Source organism: Aquifex pyrophilus (assembly GCF_054656935.1).
The window spans coordinates 68,853-83,845 of record NZ_BAAHXJ010000003.1; the positions used below are offsets into that span (position 1 = coordinate 68,853).

17 protein-coding genes and 1 tRNA gene are annotated in these 14,993 nt (G+C 47.1%); 11 read left to right on the forward strand and 7 right to left on the reverse strand.

The features are described 5' to 3' along the window. Position 1: 1 nt before the first annotated feature. Positions 2-556 carry a GTP cyclohydrolase I FolE gene (gene folE / locus ACYQZ0_RS00925; protein WP_459774526.1) on the reverse strand — a complete coding sequence of 185 codons (555 nt, stop codon included), beginning with the start codon at positions 554-556 and terminating at the stop codon, positions 2-4. Between the two features lie 64 nt (positions 557-620). On the opposite strand from folE, the gene guaA reads away from it, so the two are divergent. The 3 genes from guaA to ACYQZ0_RS00940 are packed head-to-tail and all read left to right on the forward strand — an operon-like array spanning position 621 to position 3,243. Further along, on the forward strand, positions 621-2,153 hold the full coding sequence (gene guaA, locus ACYQZ0_RS00930; RefSeq protein ID WP_459774527.1) for a glutamine-hydrolyzing GMP synthase: 1,533 nt from the start codon (positions 621-623) through the stop codon (positions 2,151-2,153). Positions 2,154-2,197: 44 nt separating this feature from the next. After that, a complete protein-coding gene (thiS, locus tag ACYQZ0_RS00935) occupies positions 2,198-2,407 on the forward strand; it encodes a sulfur carrier protein ThiS (protein ID WP_459774528.1) in 210 nt (69 codons plus the stop codon). 32 nt (positions 2,408-2,439) lie between these two features. After that, a complete protein-coding gene (locus ACYQZ0_RS00940; RefSeq protein WP_459774530.1) occupies positions 2,440-3,243 on the forward strand; it encodes a thiazole synthase in 804 nt (267 codons plus the stop codon). Here the strand turns inward: ACYQZ0_RS00940 and ACYQZ0_RS00945 are convergent. Both ACYQZ0_RS00945 and ACYQZ0_RS00950 read right to left on the reverse strand, forming a co-directional pair. Then, positions 3,211-3,717 (reverse strand): shikimate kinase, encoded by a 507-nt coding sequence (locus ACYQZ0_RS00945; protein ID WP_459774532.1) that lies wholly within the window; start codon positions 3,715-3,717, stop codon positions 3,211-3,213. The genes ACYQZ0_RS00940 and ACYQZ0_RS00945 overlap by 33 nt on opposite strands. Further along, positions 3,714-4,619: a cellulose biosynthesis cyclic di-GMP-binding regulatory protein BcsB gene (locus ACYQZ0_RS00950; RefSeq protein WP_459774534.1), complete on the reverse strand. Its 906-nt coding sequence runs from the start codon at positions 4,617-4,619 to the stop codon at positions 3,714-3,716. The genes ACYQZ0_RS00945 and ACYQZ0_RS00950 overlap by 4 nt, the downstream gene beginning before the upstream one ends. 109 nt (positions 4,620-4,728) lie before the next feature. Here ACYQZ0_RS00950 and ACYQZ0_RS00955 point away from each other — a divergent pair. Next, positions 4,729-4,801 (forward strand) — tRNA-Pro (locus ACYQZ0_RS00955). Positions 4,802-4,841: 40 nt separating this feature from the next. On the opposite strand, the gene ACYQZ0_RS00960 is transcribed toward ACYQZ0_RS00955, so the two are convergent. Both ACYQZ0_RS00960 and ACYQZ0_RS00965 read right to left on the reverse strand, forming a co-directional pair. Next, positions 4,842-5,375, reverse strand: a complete 534-nt coding sequence (locus ACYQZ0_RS00960; protein WP_459774536.1) for a Uma2 family endonuclease — start codon at positions 5,373-5,375, stop codon at positions 4,842-4,844. A 32-nt stretch (positions 5,376-5,407) separates the two neighbouring features. Continuing rightward, positions 5,408-6,019, reverse strand: coding sequence for a phosphoribosylanthranilate isomerase (locus ACYQZ0_RS00965; protein ID WP_459774538.1), 612 nt, complete (start codon positions 6,017-6,019; stop codon positions 5,408-5,410). Between the two features lie 19 nt (positions 6,020-6,038). Here ACYQZ0_RS00965 and ACYQZ0_RS00970 point away from each other — a divergent pair, with 19 nt between their 5' ends. Genes ACYQZ0_RS00970 through resB form a run of 4 tightly spaced genes read left to right on the forward strand, consistent with a single transcriptional unit; the run spans position 6,039 to position 10,305 of the window. Then, on the forward strand, positions 6,039-7,580 hold the full coding sequence (locus ACYQZ0_RS00970; RefSeq protein ID WP_459774540.1) for a sodium:neurotransmitter symporter family protein: 1,542 nt from the start codon (positions 6,039-6,041) through the stop codon (positions 7,578-7,580). Next, a complete protein-coding gene (sppA, locus tag ACYQZ0_RS00975) occupies positions 7,567-8,418 on the forward strand; it encodes a signal peptide peptidase SppA (protein WP_459774542.1) in 852 nt (283 codons plus the stop codon). The genes ACYQZ0_RS00970 and sppA overlap by 14 nt, the downstream gene beginning before the upstream one ends. Further along, positions 8,418-8,711: a septation protein SpoVG family protein gene (locus tag ACYQZ0_RS00980; protein ID WP_459774544.1), complete on the forward strand. Its 294-nt coding sequence runs from the start codon at positions 8,418-8,420 to the stop codon at positions 8,709-8,711. The genes sppA and ACYQZ0_RS00980 overlap by 1 nt, the downstream gene beginning before the upstream one ends. After that, positions 8,695-10,305 carry a cytochrome c biogenesis protein ResB gene (gene resB, locus ACYQZ0_RS00985; RefSeq protein ID WP_459774546.1) on the forward strand — a complete coding sequence of 537 codons (1,611 nt, stop codon included), beginning with the start codon at positions 8,695-8,697 and terminating at the stop codon, positions 10,303-10,305. Before ACYQZ0_RS00980 ends, resB begins: the two co-directional genes overlap by 17 nt. Here resB and purF read toward each other — a convergent pair. Next, complete coding sequence (gene purF, locus ACYQZ0_RS00990) at positions 10,295-11,695, reverse strand: amidophosphoribosyltransferase (RefSeq protein WP_459774548.1); 1,401 nt, start codon at positions 11,693-11,695, stop codon at positions 10,295-10,297. The two genes, resB and purF, sit on opposite strands and share 11 nt — an antisense overlap. Before the next feature lie 27 nt (positions 11,696-11,722). Further along, positions 11,723-12,367, reverse strand: coding sequence for a septal ring lytic transglycosylase RlpA family protein (locus ACYQZ0_RS00995; protein WP_459774549.1), 645 nt, complete (start codon positions 12,365-12,367; stop codon positions 11,723-11,725). 210 nt (positions 12,368-12,577) lie between these two features. On the opposite strand from ACYQZ0_RS00995, the gene ACYQZ0_RS01000 reads away from it, so the two are divergent. The 3 genes from ACYQZ0_RS01000 to ACYQZ0_RS01010 all read left to right on the forward strand — a co-directional run bounded on the left by ACYQZ0_RS01000 (position 12,578) and on the right by ACYQZ0_RS01010 (position 14,986). Next, the gene (locus ACYQZ0_RS01000) at positions 12,578-12,985 is read left to right on the forward strand and encodes a hypothetical protein (RefSeq protein WP_459774550.1); all 408 of its coding nucleotides are present in this window, start codon (positions 12,578-12,580) and stop codon (positions 12,983-12,985) included. A 93-nt stretch (positions 12,986-13,078) separates the two neighbouring features. Then, positions 13,079-13,798, forward strand: a complete 720-nt coding sequence (locus ACYQZ0_RS01005; protein ID WP_459774551.1) for a carbon monoxide dehydrogenase beta subunit family protein — start codon at positions 13,079-13,081, stop codon at positions 13,796-13,798. Between the two features lie 18 nt (positions 13,799-13,816). After that, positions 13,817-14,986 carry a transketolase C-terminal domain-containing protein gene (locus ACYQZ0_RS01010; protein ID WP_459774552.1) on the forward strand — a complete coding sequence of 390 codons (1,170 nt, stop codon included), beginning with the start codon at positions 13,817-13,819 and terminating at the stop codon, positions 14,984-14,986. Positions 14,987-14,993 lie beyond the last annotated feature (7 nt).

A 14,993-nucleotide genomic window follows, 5' to 3' on the forward strand; every position in this document is an offset into this window, starting at 1 on the left:
CTCAGCCACCCCTCACGAGCTTTAAAAACTCCTCCCGCGTTCTCAAGTCTTTGAGGAACACACCCCTGAGGGCTGAGGTTACCGTTATGTGTCCCGGGGACATAACACCCCTCATGGACATACAGAGGTGTTCAGCCTCTATAACCACACCTACGCCTCTTGGTTCAAGCTCCCTCTCAAGGAAGTCCGCTATCTCCTCCGTGAGTCTTTCCTGAACCTGGGGTCTTAACGCGAAAGCCCTTACGGTCCTCACGAGCTTTGAGAGTCCCGATATCTTTTTATCGGGAATGTAAGCTATATGAACCTTCCCGAAGAAGGGAAGGAGATGATGCTCACATAAACTGTAGAAACGTATATCTTTAACGAGAACCATCTCGTTGTATCCCCCGAACTCCTCAAATAGCTTCATATCAAAGCTTCTCATTCTCTCAAACTCTTCCCACATGCGCGCAACTCTCTCGGGGGTTTCCCTCAAGCCTTCGCGGTCCGGGTCCTCGCCTATTCCTTCAAGGAAAAGCCTTACAGCCTGCTTTATCTTCTCCTTGTCTATAGCCATAAGAGAGATTTTACGGAATGGTCCCTTATAAAGTAATTATTTAGCTCATATATTATTAAATCTTATGCGGAAGAGACCTATCATCGTCGTTAACTTCGGCTCCCAATACGTTCAGCTCATAGCGAGAAGGATAAGGGAGCTCGGCGTTTACAGCGAGATTGTCCACTGGGATACTCCCCTTGAGGAAATTAAAGAGAGAGAGCCTTACGGGATAATTTTCTCGGGAGGTCCTGCCTCTGTTTACGCGGAAGGAGCACCCCTTCCCGACCCCCGCATTTATGAGCTCGGCATTCCTATTCTCGGCATATGCTACGGGCTTCAGGTAATCACACACCAGCTCGGCGGGAAGGTCGCAAGGTCCGAAAAGCAGGAATACGGAAGGGCAAGGCTGAGAATAGTTAAGGAAGATGTGATATTTGAAGGTATTCCTAAGGAGAGCGATGTCTGGATGTCCCACGCTGACAAGGTTGTTGAGCTTCCGGAAGGTTTTGAAGTTCTTGCGGTTTCCGAAAACTCCCCTTACGCGGTTATAGCGAACAGGGAAAAGAAGATTTACGGCTTTCAGTTTCACCCCGAGGTCACCCACACCGTTTACGGAAGGGAGATGCTCGCAAACTTCGTTTACGGAGTGTGCAAGGCGGAAAGAAACTGGGAGATGGGAGACTTCATAAAGGAGAAGATTGAAGAAATAAGGAAAACGGTGGGAAACGCAAAGGTTATAGCTGCACTCTCGGGGGGTGTTGACTCAACGGTTGCCGCAGTTTTAACCCACAGAGCTATAGGGGATAAGCTCCACTGCTTTTTTATAGACCATGGCCTTTTAAGGCTTGGGGAAAGGGAGGAGGTTGAGAGAAATCTCAGGGCTTTAGGGCTTCCCCTTACCGTTGTTGACGCGAGCAAATTATTCCTTGAGAGGCTGAAAGGTGTTGAGGACCCCGAGGAAAAGAGAAAGATAATAGGGAGAACCTTCATAGAAGTATTTGAGAAGGAAGCCAAGAAGATAGAGGGAGCGGAGTATCTCCTTCAGGGAACCCTCTACCCGGACGTTGTTGAGAGTGCGGGGATAAAGGGGAGTGCGAAGATAAAGACCCACCACAACGTCGGTGGACTTCCCGAGAGGATGAACCTCAAACTCCTTGAGCCCTTCAGGGAGCTCTTTAAGGACGAGGTAAGGCAGATAGGAAGGCTTCTCGGCATTCCCGAGGAAATACTAAAGAGACACCCCTTCCCCGGTCCCGGGCTTGCCATAAGGATTATAGGCGAGGTAAACGAGAGGGATTTAGAAATCCTCAGAAAAGCGGATTACATATTTATAGAAGAGCTTAAAAAGGAAGGGCTTTACGACAGGATATGGCAGGCTTTTGCGGTTCTACTTCCCGTAAAAAGCGTCGGGGTAATGGGAGATGTGAGAACTTACGAAAAGGTTATAGCCCTCAGGGCTGTTGAGAGCGTTGACGGGATGACAGCGGACTGGTATAGACTCCCTTACGACTTCCTTGACAGAGTGATGAGGAGGATAATAAACGAGGTTGAAGGAGTGAACAGGGTCGTTTACGATGTGTCCTCAAAGCCTCCCTCAACCATTGAGTGGGAGTGAGCGGTGGCAGGTATAAAGTGATTTTCATATATTAAAAAATTACGATGCCGAGGATAATCCTTAACGGAGAGGAAAAAGAGATACCCCGTGAGCTTACCGTTATGGAGCTTCTGAACGAGCTCGGCATAAAGTTCAGGGAGATAGGTCTCGCGGTGGCGATAAACGAGGAAGTGGTTCCGAAGTCCGAATACAACACGAGAAAGGTAAAGGAAGGGGATAAGGTTGAGGTTGTTCAGCTTGTAGGAGGAGGCTAAAAGTTTTAATAAATCCTTCGGAGGTAAGCTTTATGCAGGACTGGGAAAAACTCCTTCAGGACGACTACCTTGAGATAGCTGGAAGGAAATTCAAATCAAGGCTCATAATAGGCTCCGGAAAGTTTAAGGACTTCCAGCAGACTAAGGAGGTCCTTGAGGCCTCCGGAGCGGAAATAATAACCGTTGCGGTGAGAAGGGTTAACATAACGGACCCCACGAAGGAGAACCTCCTTGATTACATAGACCCCAATAAATACCTCATACTTCCCAATACCGCGGGATGCTATACCGCGGAAGAAGCCATAAAGACAGCCATGATGGCAAGGGAGGCAACCGGCATAAACTGGGTTAAACTGGAGGTAATAGGAGACCAGAAGACACTCCTTCCCGATATGGAGGAGACCTATAAAGCCGCAAAGGTTCTTGTAAAGGAAGGATTTGTAGTTCTTCCCTACATTTTTGACGACCCCGTCTATGCCAAGAAGTTTGAGGATATAGGGTGTGCTGCGGTGATGCCCCTCGCGGCACCAATAGGCTCGGGACTCGGTCTCCAGAACCCTTATAACCTCATATTCATAAAGGAAGCGGTTTCGGTTCCCGTTATAGTTGATGCGGGCATAGGAAGTGCTACCGATATACCCCCCGTTATGGAGCTCGGTGTTGACGGAGTTCTCACAAATACAGCACTTGCGGAAGCAAAGGACCCCATAAAGATGGCTGTTGCCATGAAGTACGCAACTATAGCGGGAAGGCTTGCATACCTTGCGGGAAGAATGCCCAAAAGAACTTACGCAGTTCCCTCCTCACCTACGAAAGGTGTCCCCTTCAAGGGCTGATAAAATCTCATTAACAACTTCCTCGGGGGCTTTTTCCCCCTCCACCTTTATGTGGGCTTTTTCGTAAACCTTTTTTCTCTTTTTAAAAAGCTCCTTTATCTCTGAAAGGGGTCTTTTAAGGAGTGGTCTGTTTGGGTCCTTACCGCATCTTTCAAGAAATGTTTCAAAGTTCACATTAATGTATATAACCTTTCCCTTCTCTTTCATAAACTCCATAGCCCTTTCGTTTGCTCCGAGCCCTCCTCCCGTTGATATAACAAAGTTTTCATTTTCCGAGAGCTCCCTCAAAACGCTGAACTCAATCTCCCTGAAGTATTCTTCTCCCCTTTTCTCAAATATCTCTGGAATGCTCATCCTCTCCCTTTTTACTATCTCCTCGTCAACGTCGTAAAAGGGAACATCAAGGCAGGAGGAAAGAAGCCTCCCGACCGTGCTCTTTCCGCTGCACATAAAACCGACGAGATATATTCTCATCTCTCAACCGTTCCCTCTTCGTATCCCCTGTATTCCGTAATTCCGTAGTGGCAGTCTTTACAGCTGAGTCCGTATCTTTCTGCTATTCTCTGGTGCTTTGAGTGTATATCCGCAAGGGGTTCAAACTTCCTTAGCCTCGGAATGCCTATTCCCTGGTGGCACTGGAAGCAGGTTATCATAGCTTCCCTCCAGAGCTTCTTTGCCTTCTCTTTATCCTTTTCCTCAAGGGCTTTGGGAAGTTCAACGTACATTATCTTGTTTCGCTTCTTCACAACCTTCTTGACTTCGGGCGGAAATTTTGCCATCATGGGCGCTGCTAAGGACATATTCCTACCGCACGCGTGAACACCTCTTGAGTCCCTGAGTGTATCAAGGGCGGAAACGAACTCCCTGTGCTCAATCATGCCCCTTACCTTTACCCAGCTGAAGAAGGTTGCGTAAGCGCCCGCTTTGAAGGCTAAAACCCTGTCCGCGAGAAAGCGTGCAGCCTTTACAATCTCCTTCGTATTCCTTCCCCCAACGACGAGTATCTTCCTTCCGTCCCTTTCAAAAACCTTGAGGGAAGGTCCATCAAACTTCACACCGAGAGCTTTAACTATTTTGTTATTCGTTCCCACAACGATTAAGTGCCTGTCCTTAAACTTCTCAATTTCATCGTCGTTAATGAGAATTTTGGGAATTCTTCCCGCCTTCACAAGACTGGGGTTAAGACCTATTCCGTCGGTCCACTGCCCGAGATAAAAGGCTATCTTAACCGCGGAGGAAAGTATTTCCTTACCTTCCTCTTTGCCTACAACTATGTAAACGTTCGGAACCGCAACATCCTTGGTTTCCGCGGGCGTTCCCTTCCAGGCGGTTGTGTACTTTATGTAAGGAAACTTCTTAACCTCCTTAAAATCCATCTTTATTGGCATTCCAAAGCCCAATCCGCTCAATATCAAGCCGGTAAGTAGCCACTTTCTCACCATTTCCTAACCTCCCTAAAGGATTCTATAATATCTTATATACCGACGGGGCGTAGCGCAGGTGGTAGCGCGTCGGCTTTGGGAGCCGAAGGTCGCGGGTTCAAGTCCCGCCGCCCCGATGCTTAAAATGCTGTTAATTACTAAAAAACTCTTAAGCCTTCAGGGCCATACCTTTGAGAAATCTAAACGAATCAGGCAATCTTCTACTTTCAGTTCAAGAGTTTCGTCTATTATATCTGTAAGCTTTCTATATCTTCCTTCTTGGATTTTATAAACTTTCGCTTTTCTAATTGACGGAAAAACTATAATGTAATACTCCACACCTTCCCTCTCATAGAGTTCATACTTCAGTTTTTCGTCTTTCTCCGCGGTGTTTTCAGAAACTACCTCAAAGATTACCTTAGGGGTTTTATAAATCCTTTTTTCAACCTTTCCGCAAACAATGAATACATCAGGTCTCACAACGGTATGTTCATCTATCACATAATCGGTATCTATACCTACGGAGCAATTTTGACAGTTTTTTTCAAGTTCTTCGTCAAGAAATCTTGATATTTTCAATACGACTCTCTGGTGTTCAAAGGTGGGAGAGGCAAGGGCGTAGGGAACTCCTTCTATAAGCTCCCAGTCCCCTTCCCAAGTTGTGTAATCTTTAAGCGTATATTTGGGCGGATATTTTAAAGCTAAATCCATACTTATAAATTTATCGCTTGACCTTATCAAGATTAGCCTTTTGCCTCACTTATGAACCTCTCAACCTTCTCCCTATCCTTCTTTCCCTTACTTTTCTCAACACCTGAGGAAACATCTACCCCGTAAGGTTTAACGTACTCAACCGCTCTTTTTACGTTCTCCGGATTAAGCCCTCCCGAGAGGAACATCCTGTATCCTTCCTCAACGAGCCTTTTCGCTATATCCCAGTTAAAGGTTTTTCCGGTCCCTCCGTAAGCCTTCTCGGAGTAAGTGTCAAGCAAAAGAGCGTAAGCCTCTTTCCACTCCCCCACCTCGGGAACGTTATCTTTTACCCTGAATACCTTTATCACCCTTCCGAGTCCGATTTTTCTTCCGAGGCTTATGTCCTCGTCTCCGTGGAGCTGAATGAGGTCAAATCCCTCATCAAGGAGCTCTTTTAAAAATTCATACCCTTCGTTAACTACAACAGCCACCTTTTTTACGGGATAATCTTCCAGAGCTTTTATTATCTCAAGCCTTCTCTCTTTTGGAGTAAACCTCGGGCTTTTGGGGTAGGTTATTACTCCTACATAGTCCGCTCCGCTTCTTGCCACGTGAAGTGCGTCTTCTGCGTTTGTTAATCCGCAGATTTTAACCTTAACCATCTCTTTAAAATATTCTCCTATGGAAGTGAAAAGGGAACACTGGGCTACCCGTATAGGTCTAATCCTCGCTATGGCGGGTAATGCGGTAGGGCTAGGGAACTTCCTCAGGTTCCCCGTTCAGGCCGCGGAAAACGGGGGCGGGGCTTTTATGATTCCATACATAATAGCCTTTCTCCTCGTAGGTATCCCCCTTATGTGGATAGAGTGGGCTATGGGTAGATACGGGGGAGCACACGGGCACGGCACAACTCCATCAATCTTTTACCTTATGTGGAGAAATAGGTTTGCAAAAATCCTCGGGGTGTTCGGCTTATGGATACCCCTTGTCGTGATAATTTACTACATATACATAGAAAGCTGGACCTTAGGATTTGCGATAAAGTTCCTCGTTGGACTCGTTCCCGAACCCCCTCCCGGTGCAACAAGTCCCGACGCGGTTCTCCATCCTTTCAAAGAGTTTCTATTTAAATACGTAGGTTTTCCCGAAGGAGATGAACCCATATTAAAGCCCTCCCTGTTCGCATACCTCGTCTTCCTCATAACTATGGCTATAAACGTGGGCATACTCATAAGGGGAATATCAGAAGGTATAGAAAAGTTCGCAAAGATAGCGATGCCAACCCTCTTTATTCTCGCGGTATTTCTCGTTATAAGGGTTTTTCTCCTTGAAACTCCCAATGGCTCCGCGGTGGAAGGCCTGAGTTTCCTCTGGACCCCCGATTTTGAGAAACTAAAGGACCCGAGCGTCTGGATAGCGGCGGTAGGTCAGATATTCTTTACCTTGAGCCTGGGATTTGGTGCGATAATCACTTACGCTTCATACATAAGGAAGGATGACGATATAGTTCTCAGCGGTCTTACCGCGTCAACCCTTAACGAGAAGGCGGAGGTAATTCTCGGTGGTTCAATAGCCATACCCGCAGCGGTTGCCTTCTTCGGGGTTGCTAACGCAGTTGCGATAGCGAAGGGAGGAGCTTTTAACCTCGGTTTCATAACCCTGCCCGCAATATTTTCCCAGACCGCGGGGGGCGTTTTCCTGGGATTTCTATGGTTCTTCCTTCTCTTCTTTGCTGGACTCACTTCATCCTTGGCCCTCATGCAGCCCCTTATAGCTTTCTTTGAGGACGAACTTAAATTTACGAGAAAACAGGCGGTTTTACTCACGGCGGGAATCGTTTTCTTCAGTGCCCACCTCGTTATATTTCTGAATAAATCCCTTGACGAGATGGATTTCTGGGCTGGAACTATAGGGGTTGTGTTCTTCGGACTCGTTGAGATTCTCATATTCTTCTGGATTTTCGGAGCGGACAAGGCCTGGGAGGAGATAAACAGGGGAGGAATAATAAAAGTTCCGAGGTTTTACTACTACGTTATGAGGTTCATAACTCCCGCATTCCTTGCTATTCTCCTTATAGTTTGGGCAAAGGAATACATACCGAAGGTCGTTTCCGAAACCCACTGGACCGTATGGGTTACGAGATTTTACATGATTGGGCTCTTCTTGTTCCTCGTCTTCCTCGTCTATCTGGCGGAAAGGAGAAAAAACCATGAAGTGGCTTAAGAGGACGGTTCTATTTTTAATCCTCCTTATAATTTTTCTTACGATGTTCCAAGCTGTGATAACGAAAATCCCCCTCGGAAAAAAGATAGCAGTCCTAAAGCTCATGGGCGTTATAGTGAACCCTTACCCTCTCGTAAGCAGGATAGAGAAGCTGAGAAAGTCAAAAAACGTCGTTGCTCTGGTTCTGAGGGTTGACTCCCCCGGCGGTTCGGTTGGGGCTTCCCAGGAGATATACAGGGCGCTTGAAAGGTTCAGGGAAAGCGGGAAACCCGTTGTAATATCTATGGGAAACATAGCCGCTTCAGGCGGTTATTACGTTGCCTCCGCGGGAACGTATATATACGCAAATCCCGGAACGATAACGGGAAGCATAGGTGTGATTATCCAGCACATGACTTACAGGGAGCTTTTAAACAAGCTCGGTATAAAGGCGACCTCAATAAAAACGGGAAAGTTCAAGGACACTCTGAGCCCCTTTAAGGAGCTTTCGGAGGAGGAGAGGAAATACCTCCAAGAGCTCGTAAATACCGCCTTAGAGCAGTTCATACAGGCGATACTGAAATACAGAAAAGAAAAGATTAACGAGGAGAAGCTGAGGACCATAGCGGACGGGAGGGTTTTCACAGGAGAGGAAGCCCTGAAGCTCGGACTCGTTGACGGGATAGGTTCCCTTTACGATGCCATAGAAAAGGCTAAAGAGCTCTCCGGTTATCCCGAGGCAAAGCCCTTATTCATTCAGGAGGAGAAATCTTTTCTTAAGAGGCTCGTGGGTGCGGACCTTGAGGAGCTGAAGGTTATAAACGCATACACGCCTCTGTTTTACCTTGCGGAGTTTTGATGGAAAGGGTGAAGATAGTTAAGTTTTACCCCTTTGAGGTTCCATACAAGCGGGGAAAGCTTCTCGCATACTTTGACATACTCCTATACGGGGAAATATTAATAAGAAATGTTAAGCTTATCCGAAACGTTTACGGAGGTATGTTCGTAGCCATGCCCTCCTTTCAGGTGAAGGACAGGAACGTGCCCGTAGTAGAGATACTCTCAAAGGAGCTTAACGAGGAGATTAGGAGAAAGCTCGTTGATTTTTACAAGGAGAAGGTTCAGGAGTTAGAGTATGAAGAAGGTTCTTGAGTTTCTTTCGGGCTTCGGAGGATTAATCTTAGGCTTTATTCTCTTCACAGCGGTAGTGATAGCAGGACTCTTTCACCTTGAGGAGGTAAACGTCTTATACTGGTTTGTCTTTTCCCTTTCTTCTATTATATTTGCGGTCTCCTTTTTCCTTAACCTTGCTGGCTGGATAAAGGCTTTAATAAAAGACTACAGGAAGCACGGGAACTTTTTCTCTTTCTTATACGACTTCTTTGCCTCGCTTAAGCTCGCTATATTCATAATGCTCGTTCTCGGCATACTCTCTATGCTCGGTTCAACCTACATAAAGCAGAACCAGCCCTTTGAGTGGTATCTGGACCAGTTCGGTTATACTGTGGGTATATGGGTATGGAAGCTTTACCTGAACGACGTCTTCCACTCCTGGTATTACATACTATTCATAGTTCTTCTCGCGGTTAACCTAATCGTTTGCTCAATAAAGAGGCTTCCGAGGGTCTGGAAGCAGGCCTTCAGTAAGGAGAGGATAACAAAGCTTGACGAGAAGGCGGAAAAGCACCTAAAGCCCATAACCGCAAACATAGGGGATGTTGAGAAGCTCGTTAAGTTCCTCGCAAAGAAGGGATTTAAGGTATTTATGGAAAGGGAAGGAGAGAGAACTTACATATTTGCGGAAAAGGGAAGGTTCTCAAGACTCGGCGTTTATATAACCCACATAGCCCTCCTCGTGATAATGGCGGGTGCTTTAATAGACGCCATAGTCGGGGTCAGGGGAAGCCTGATAGTTGCTGAAGGAGATACAAACGACGTTATGTTCGTAGGTCCCGAACAGAAGAGTTATAAGCTTCCCTTTGCGGTTCACCTGATAGATTTCAGAATAAAAACGTACGGCGAGGAAAACCCCAGGGTTGACGAGCGTTTCGCCCAGGCTGTTAGCTCTTACGAGAGCGATATAGAGGTAATAAACTCTGGGAAGGTTGTCGCAAAGGGAACTGTTAAGGTTAACGAGCCCTTTGATTTCGGAAGATACAGACTCTTTCAGGCAACGTATGGACTCCTTGAGGGAACGAGTAACATGGGCGTTATAGTCGTTGACAGAAAGAAGGCCCATGAGGACCCCGAAAACGCGGTTATAGGCATGTTTAACATAAGAAGCGGTCAGGTAGTTGAGTTTAAAAATATGCTCATATCCATAGATAGGGTAATCCTGAACATACACGACCCCAACAACCAGAACGAGCTCGCACCCGGGGTTGTTTTAAAGGTTCTCCTTGACAGGAAGCCCTACAACGTTCCCGTTATATACGACCCCCGACTTACCGCACTCGTCTTTTCCCAGATGGATGAGCTTAAGGACTTTCCCTACATGTTCTTTATGAACGGCTTTGAGCCTCTCTTCTTCTCGGGATTTGAGGTATCCTACCAGCCCGGCACCCCCCTTATATGGCTCGGCTCAATAATCCTCGTTCTCGGTATGGCAACCGCCTTTTACACCGTTCACAGAAAGGTATGGATAAGGGTTGAGGGAAGCAGGGCAAAGATAGCCTTTTACTCCCACAAGTTTAAAGAAGAGTTCAAGAGAAGCTTCCTTAAGGAGCTTGAGGAACTCAAGACTTAAGTTTAGAAAGTTTAAGGTCCTCAACCTCAACGGGGTAGTTCAGGCTGAAGCAGGCATCGCAGAAATCCCCAGCGTTCTTTACGGACCTCCTCAATCCCTCAAGGGATAAATACCTCAGGCTGTCAACACCTATAAACTTCGCTATGTCCTCAAGGGGCATCCTGTTGGCTATGAGCTCTTCCCTCGTCGGCGTGTCAATTCCGTAGTAGCAGGGCCCCACAACGGGAGGGGAAGCTATCCTCATGTGTATCTCTTTAGCTCCCGCACGCCTCAGCATGCTTACGATTCTCTTTGAGGTTGTTCCCCTCACAAGGGAGTCGTCTATAACGACTATTCTCTTACCCTGAAGAACCGCCCTGTTTGGGGATAGCTTCATAAGAACCCTCAGGTTTCTCAGCTCGGGCGTGGGTTCTATAAAGCTCCTTCCAACGTAGTGGTTTCTTATGAGCCCGTATTCAAAGGGAAGCTTCTTCTCTTCGGCATATCCGAGGGCCGGAACTATACCCGAGTCGGGAACGGGAATGACCACGTCCGCCTCTACGTCGTCCTCCCTTGCGAGCTGTCTTCCCATCTCTTTTCTCACGTTGTAAACCCAGTCGTTGAATATATAGCTGTCGGGTCTTGCAAAGTAAACGAACTCAAATATACACTGGGCCTTCCTGTCTGCGTTCAGAATTCTGTAGCTCCTTATACCCTTCTGGTCAACGACTAATATCTCCCCGGGTTTTACCTCCCTCCAGAACTCACCCTCGAGAATGTCAAAGGCACAGCTCTCGGAAGCAAAGAGTATGCTCTTCCCCTTTCTCCCCATAACGAGGGGTCTGAACCCGTAAGGGTCCCTTACCGCAACAATCTTATCTTTAAAGAGAAAGAGAAGGCTGTAAGCACCCTTCACCCTGCTAAAAACGTAAAGGAGCTTCGGGATAATATCCCTGTCAAGGGGATGTATGTCAAACCCTTGGGGTTTTATCTCCTTTCCTTCCTCAAGGAGTGCCAGGAAAACCTCCGTATCTGAGTTGTAGTTAAACTTTATCCCCTTTGCCTCTAGCTCTTTTCTTAACGTGAGGAAGTTAACGAGGTTTCCGTTGTGAACGAGGGCAACCTCTCCGAGAGGCGTCTCCCTCACTATGGGCTGGGCGTTAAATCCTCCCGCGTTTCCCGCGGTTGAGTATCTCACGTGGGCTATTGCCATATCCCCCTTTAGGGAGTTCAGGTCCTCCTGTCTTATGGCTTCAAGAACCCTTCCCGCCTTCTTTACGGTGTGTATCTTCTCTCCGTCGGAGGAACTTATTCCCACACTCTCCTGGCCCCTGTGCTGAAGGGAGTAAATCATTAAGAAAACGTATTCCGAAGCGTATGGGGAATTAAAGACACCGGCTATCCCGCACATCTTAACAGATTTAAATATATGCTATTTTCAGTATCCGCACCGTATGACTTTCGCCTCAAAAGGGATAACCCCGTCCTTAATCATTCCAAGCCTCTTTGCAGCCCCGTAAGAAAGGTCAAGATGCCTGCCCCTCACGTAGGGCCCCCGGTCTATAACCTTCACCCTCACCTTCCTTCCGTTTTTCAAATTCTTCACCTCAAGTATGGTTCCAAAGGGAAGATATCTGTGAGCAGCGTAAAGCCCGTAGGAGTTGAACCTTATGCCCGATGCGGTTCTCCTTCCGTGAAACTCTTTTCCATACCATGATGCATATCCCCTTATAACGGAGGGACAGCTTTTTACGTTATTCTCCCCGCACCTCAAGACGTAAACCTTTACTTTAAAAGGCTTCCCCAAAATTTTCTTATACTTCCTCGGAAGACATAAGCCATTAACCTTTCTGTTATACCTTACCGCAATCCTTATTGATTTCCCGTTTCTCGGATTTACAACTTTAATCTTACTGAGGTGCTGGAATAGGTTTGAATAGGCGTATTTTGTGGGGCAGTACCGAACCTTTACGTATGCGTATCTCGGACACTTCGCCTTATGCTTTCCCTTAACCTTTACCTTAGGGGCACAACCGCTCAGTAAAAGTATAAAAATAAAAATGGCAAGTAAGCCCCGGGGCATAAAGAAAATTTAAAACTTAAGGAGTGCGGAAAACAAAGGTATGAGCCCTAAGAGTAAGGCTATAGCTATAATGGATATTAACACATCTCCCATTTTTCCACCTCCTTACCAAGGTCAAATTTTAACACTTTAAGTTAGTAAATACAACCTCATTAAAATAATAAAACACTTTTTGGAATTTGTGAAATAATAAATTTCATGTGGGGAAGAGTGCTGAAGTTAATATGTGAAGAGGCAGGAGACAGAAACCTTTTCTTTTTGGAAGCTGACGAGAACCTTAAGTGGTTCGGGGCCCCCGTTAGAGAAGTATGTCAAAAGGTAAACCCCGATATGAAGAACTCCGAGATAGCCCAGACCGTTAAGGTATCCCTCCAGCCCGTAGAAGGGGAAGGTTGGGTCGTATACGTTGACCCCTTTAACAACTTTGCGGATATCTACCCCTCCGATAAGCCGAGATACAGAAACAGGTGGAACCCCGAAAGGCCTTATGACATTAACGAAACCCGCTTCCGCATAGGCTTTTTCGGCTCAAAGGAGGAGGCTTACGACTTCTTCCTGAAGATATCAAAGAAGATAAGGGAACTTTACGACCTTAAGTTTGACGTTATATACACTTAAAACTCCGTTTTGTTTTTGACCTTGCTCATACTATCTTTTTGTTTATATTGTATTTTTACTTACCACATCTAAAACAAGGCGCGGAGGTTATGTATGGCTGAGAAGAACCCAATACAACCGGGCCCTGAAGGTTACATACCTACCCCTGCGGCATTTCAAGGGTGTGACCTGCCACCTCCCGGTAAAGCTTTACTTTACGGTGAGATAGTTGACGAAGAAACCGCAATGAGGGAGGCCGCAAAAGCGCTTCTTACCCGCAAAAACCCCACCATATTCCCCGGTCCTCTAGTCCTCTGGGGATGGAACGCAGACGCGATGGAAAAGGCTAAGGCGGTTCTTGAACTCGCTATGGAAATTCCCAACTGCAGGATAATTCCCATGCCCGACTACAGACCAAAATACCCCAAGATTGACCCCGAAGCGGAGATAAATCCCAATCACCCCAACCTCACGATACTTCACAACAGAATTGAGGTGTGCATATTCGTAGGAGTTCACTGTCACTACGCAAATCTCTCCCTCAGGATGATAAGGGCGGGAACGAACTGCTACACGATAGCCCTCTGCGGTGAGATGGGACACGAGGACGCGATGGTGTCCCTCAGGGACGTTCACGCGGATGAGATAAGGAAGTTCAGGGACGTTCTCGTAGAGGTAAGGAAGGAGATGGGAATAGAGTGGGAACCCAAGCTACCGCCCGAAAACCCTTCACTCCCGAAGGAAGAGTGGGTCAAGATATCTCCCCTGGACTTCGGAGAGTATGCATACCTTCTTATCCCGAGAAGGGGCGAGATTGTAGAAGAAACCGAGTAATTTTGAAGGAGGTGTGGTATGCCTGAGCAAAGAGTTGTTGACCCCGAATACCTTATTTTAGAAGCTCCCAGGGAGAGAAAGTTTATCACGGGTTCTCAGGCTTTTGCGGAAGCCGTTAAAAGGGCAAACGTTGACGTCGCTATAGCCTATCCCATAACTCCCCAATCCGAGACGATGCACCTCGTTGGAGACCTTTACGCACAGGGATACGTTAAGGATTACTATAGAGCGGAAGAGGAATACGGAGCTATGTCCGCTATAGCGGGAGCGGTAAGGGGCGGAGCGAGAGCCTTCACCGCAACTTCGGGACCCGGACTCCTGAGGGGTCTTGAGGCCATAGTATCCTGGCCCGGACACAGAATTCCCGCGGTTCTCGGTGTAATGACGAGAGTCGTAAACGCTCCCCTATCCATACAGCCCGACAACGTTGAGATATCTTATCTCCTTAATTCGGGTCTTGTAGTTCTTCACGCTGAAAACCAGCAGGACGTTTTTGATTTCACCCTCGCTGGATTCGTAATTTCCGAAAAGGTTGACGTTTACCTTCCCGTTGTAGTCGCCACGGAAGGATTCTTCGTAACCCACGCTAAGGGATATGTTGACCTTCCTCCCGAAGATATGAAGCTACCTCCCAGAGACCCCTACAAGGCACCCGTTCCGCCTACGGATTGTGAAATACCACCCGCAAGAATTCAGAGGGACGCACCCGTTCAAAAGTCAAACTTCATGAGCTACCTCATCCACGCGGTATGGCAGCAGGAAGTATGGTCTGCAAACAGAAGGGCTGCAAAGTGGATTAAGCACTACCTCGGCGGTCTCATAGAAGTTGTAAACCCCGATGCGGAAGTTTTCGTAGTTGCTTCCGGTTGTGCAGCAGCACAGGGAAGAGAAGCCCAAAGATACGCAACGATGGAAGGACTAAACGTTGGACTTGTTAAGGTAAAATCCCTGAGACCCTTCCCCGCCCAGGAGATAAGGGAAGTTCTCAAGAACGCCAAGGCGGTAATAGTTCCCGAACACAACATAGTGGGATGGCTTGCAAAAGAGGTTAAGGCAGCTATACCCAACAGCGGTATAGTTGTTGACGGACCCAGGGTTTACGGAGGAATGACCCTTCCCGTTGAGCTTATTATGGACGAAATTTACAAGGCCTTTGGTATTAAGAAGGAAAAGAAGACCGTTGTTTAAAAAACCT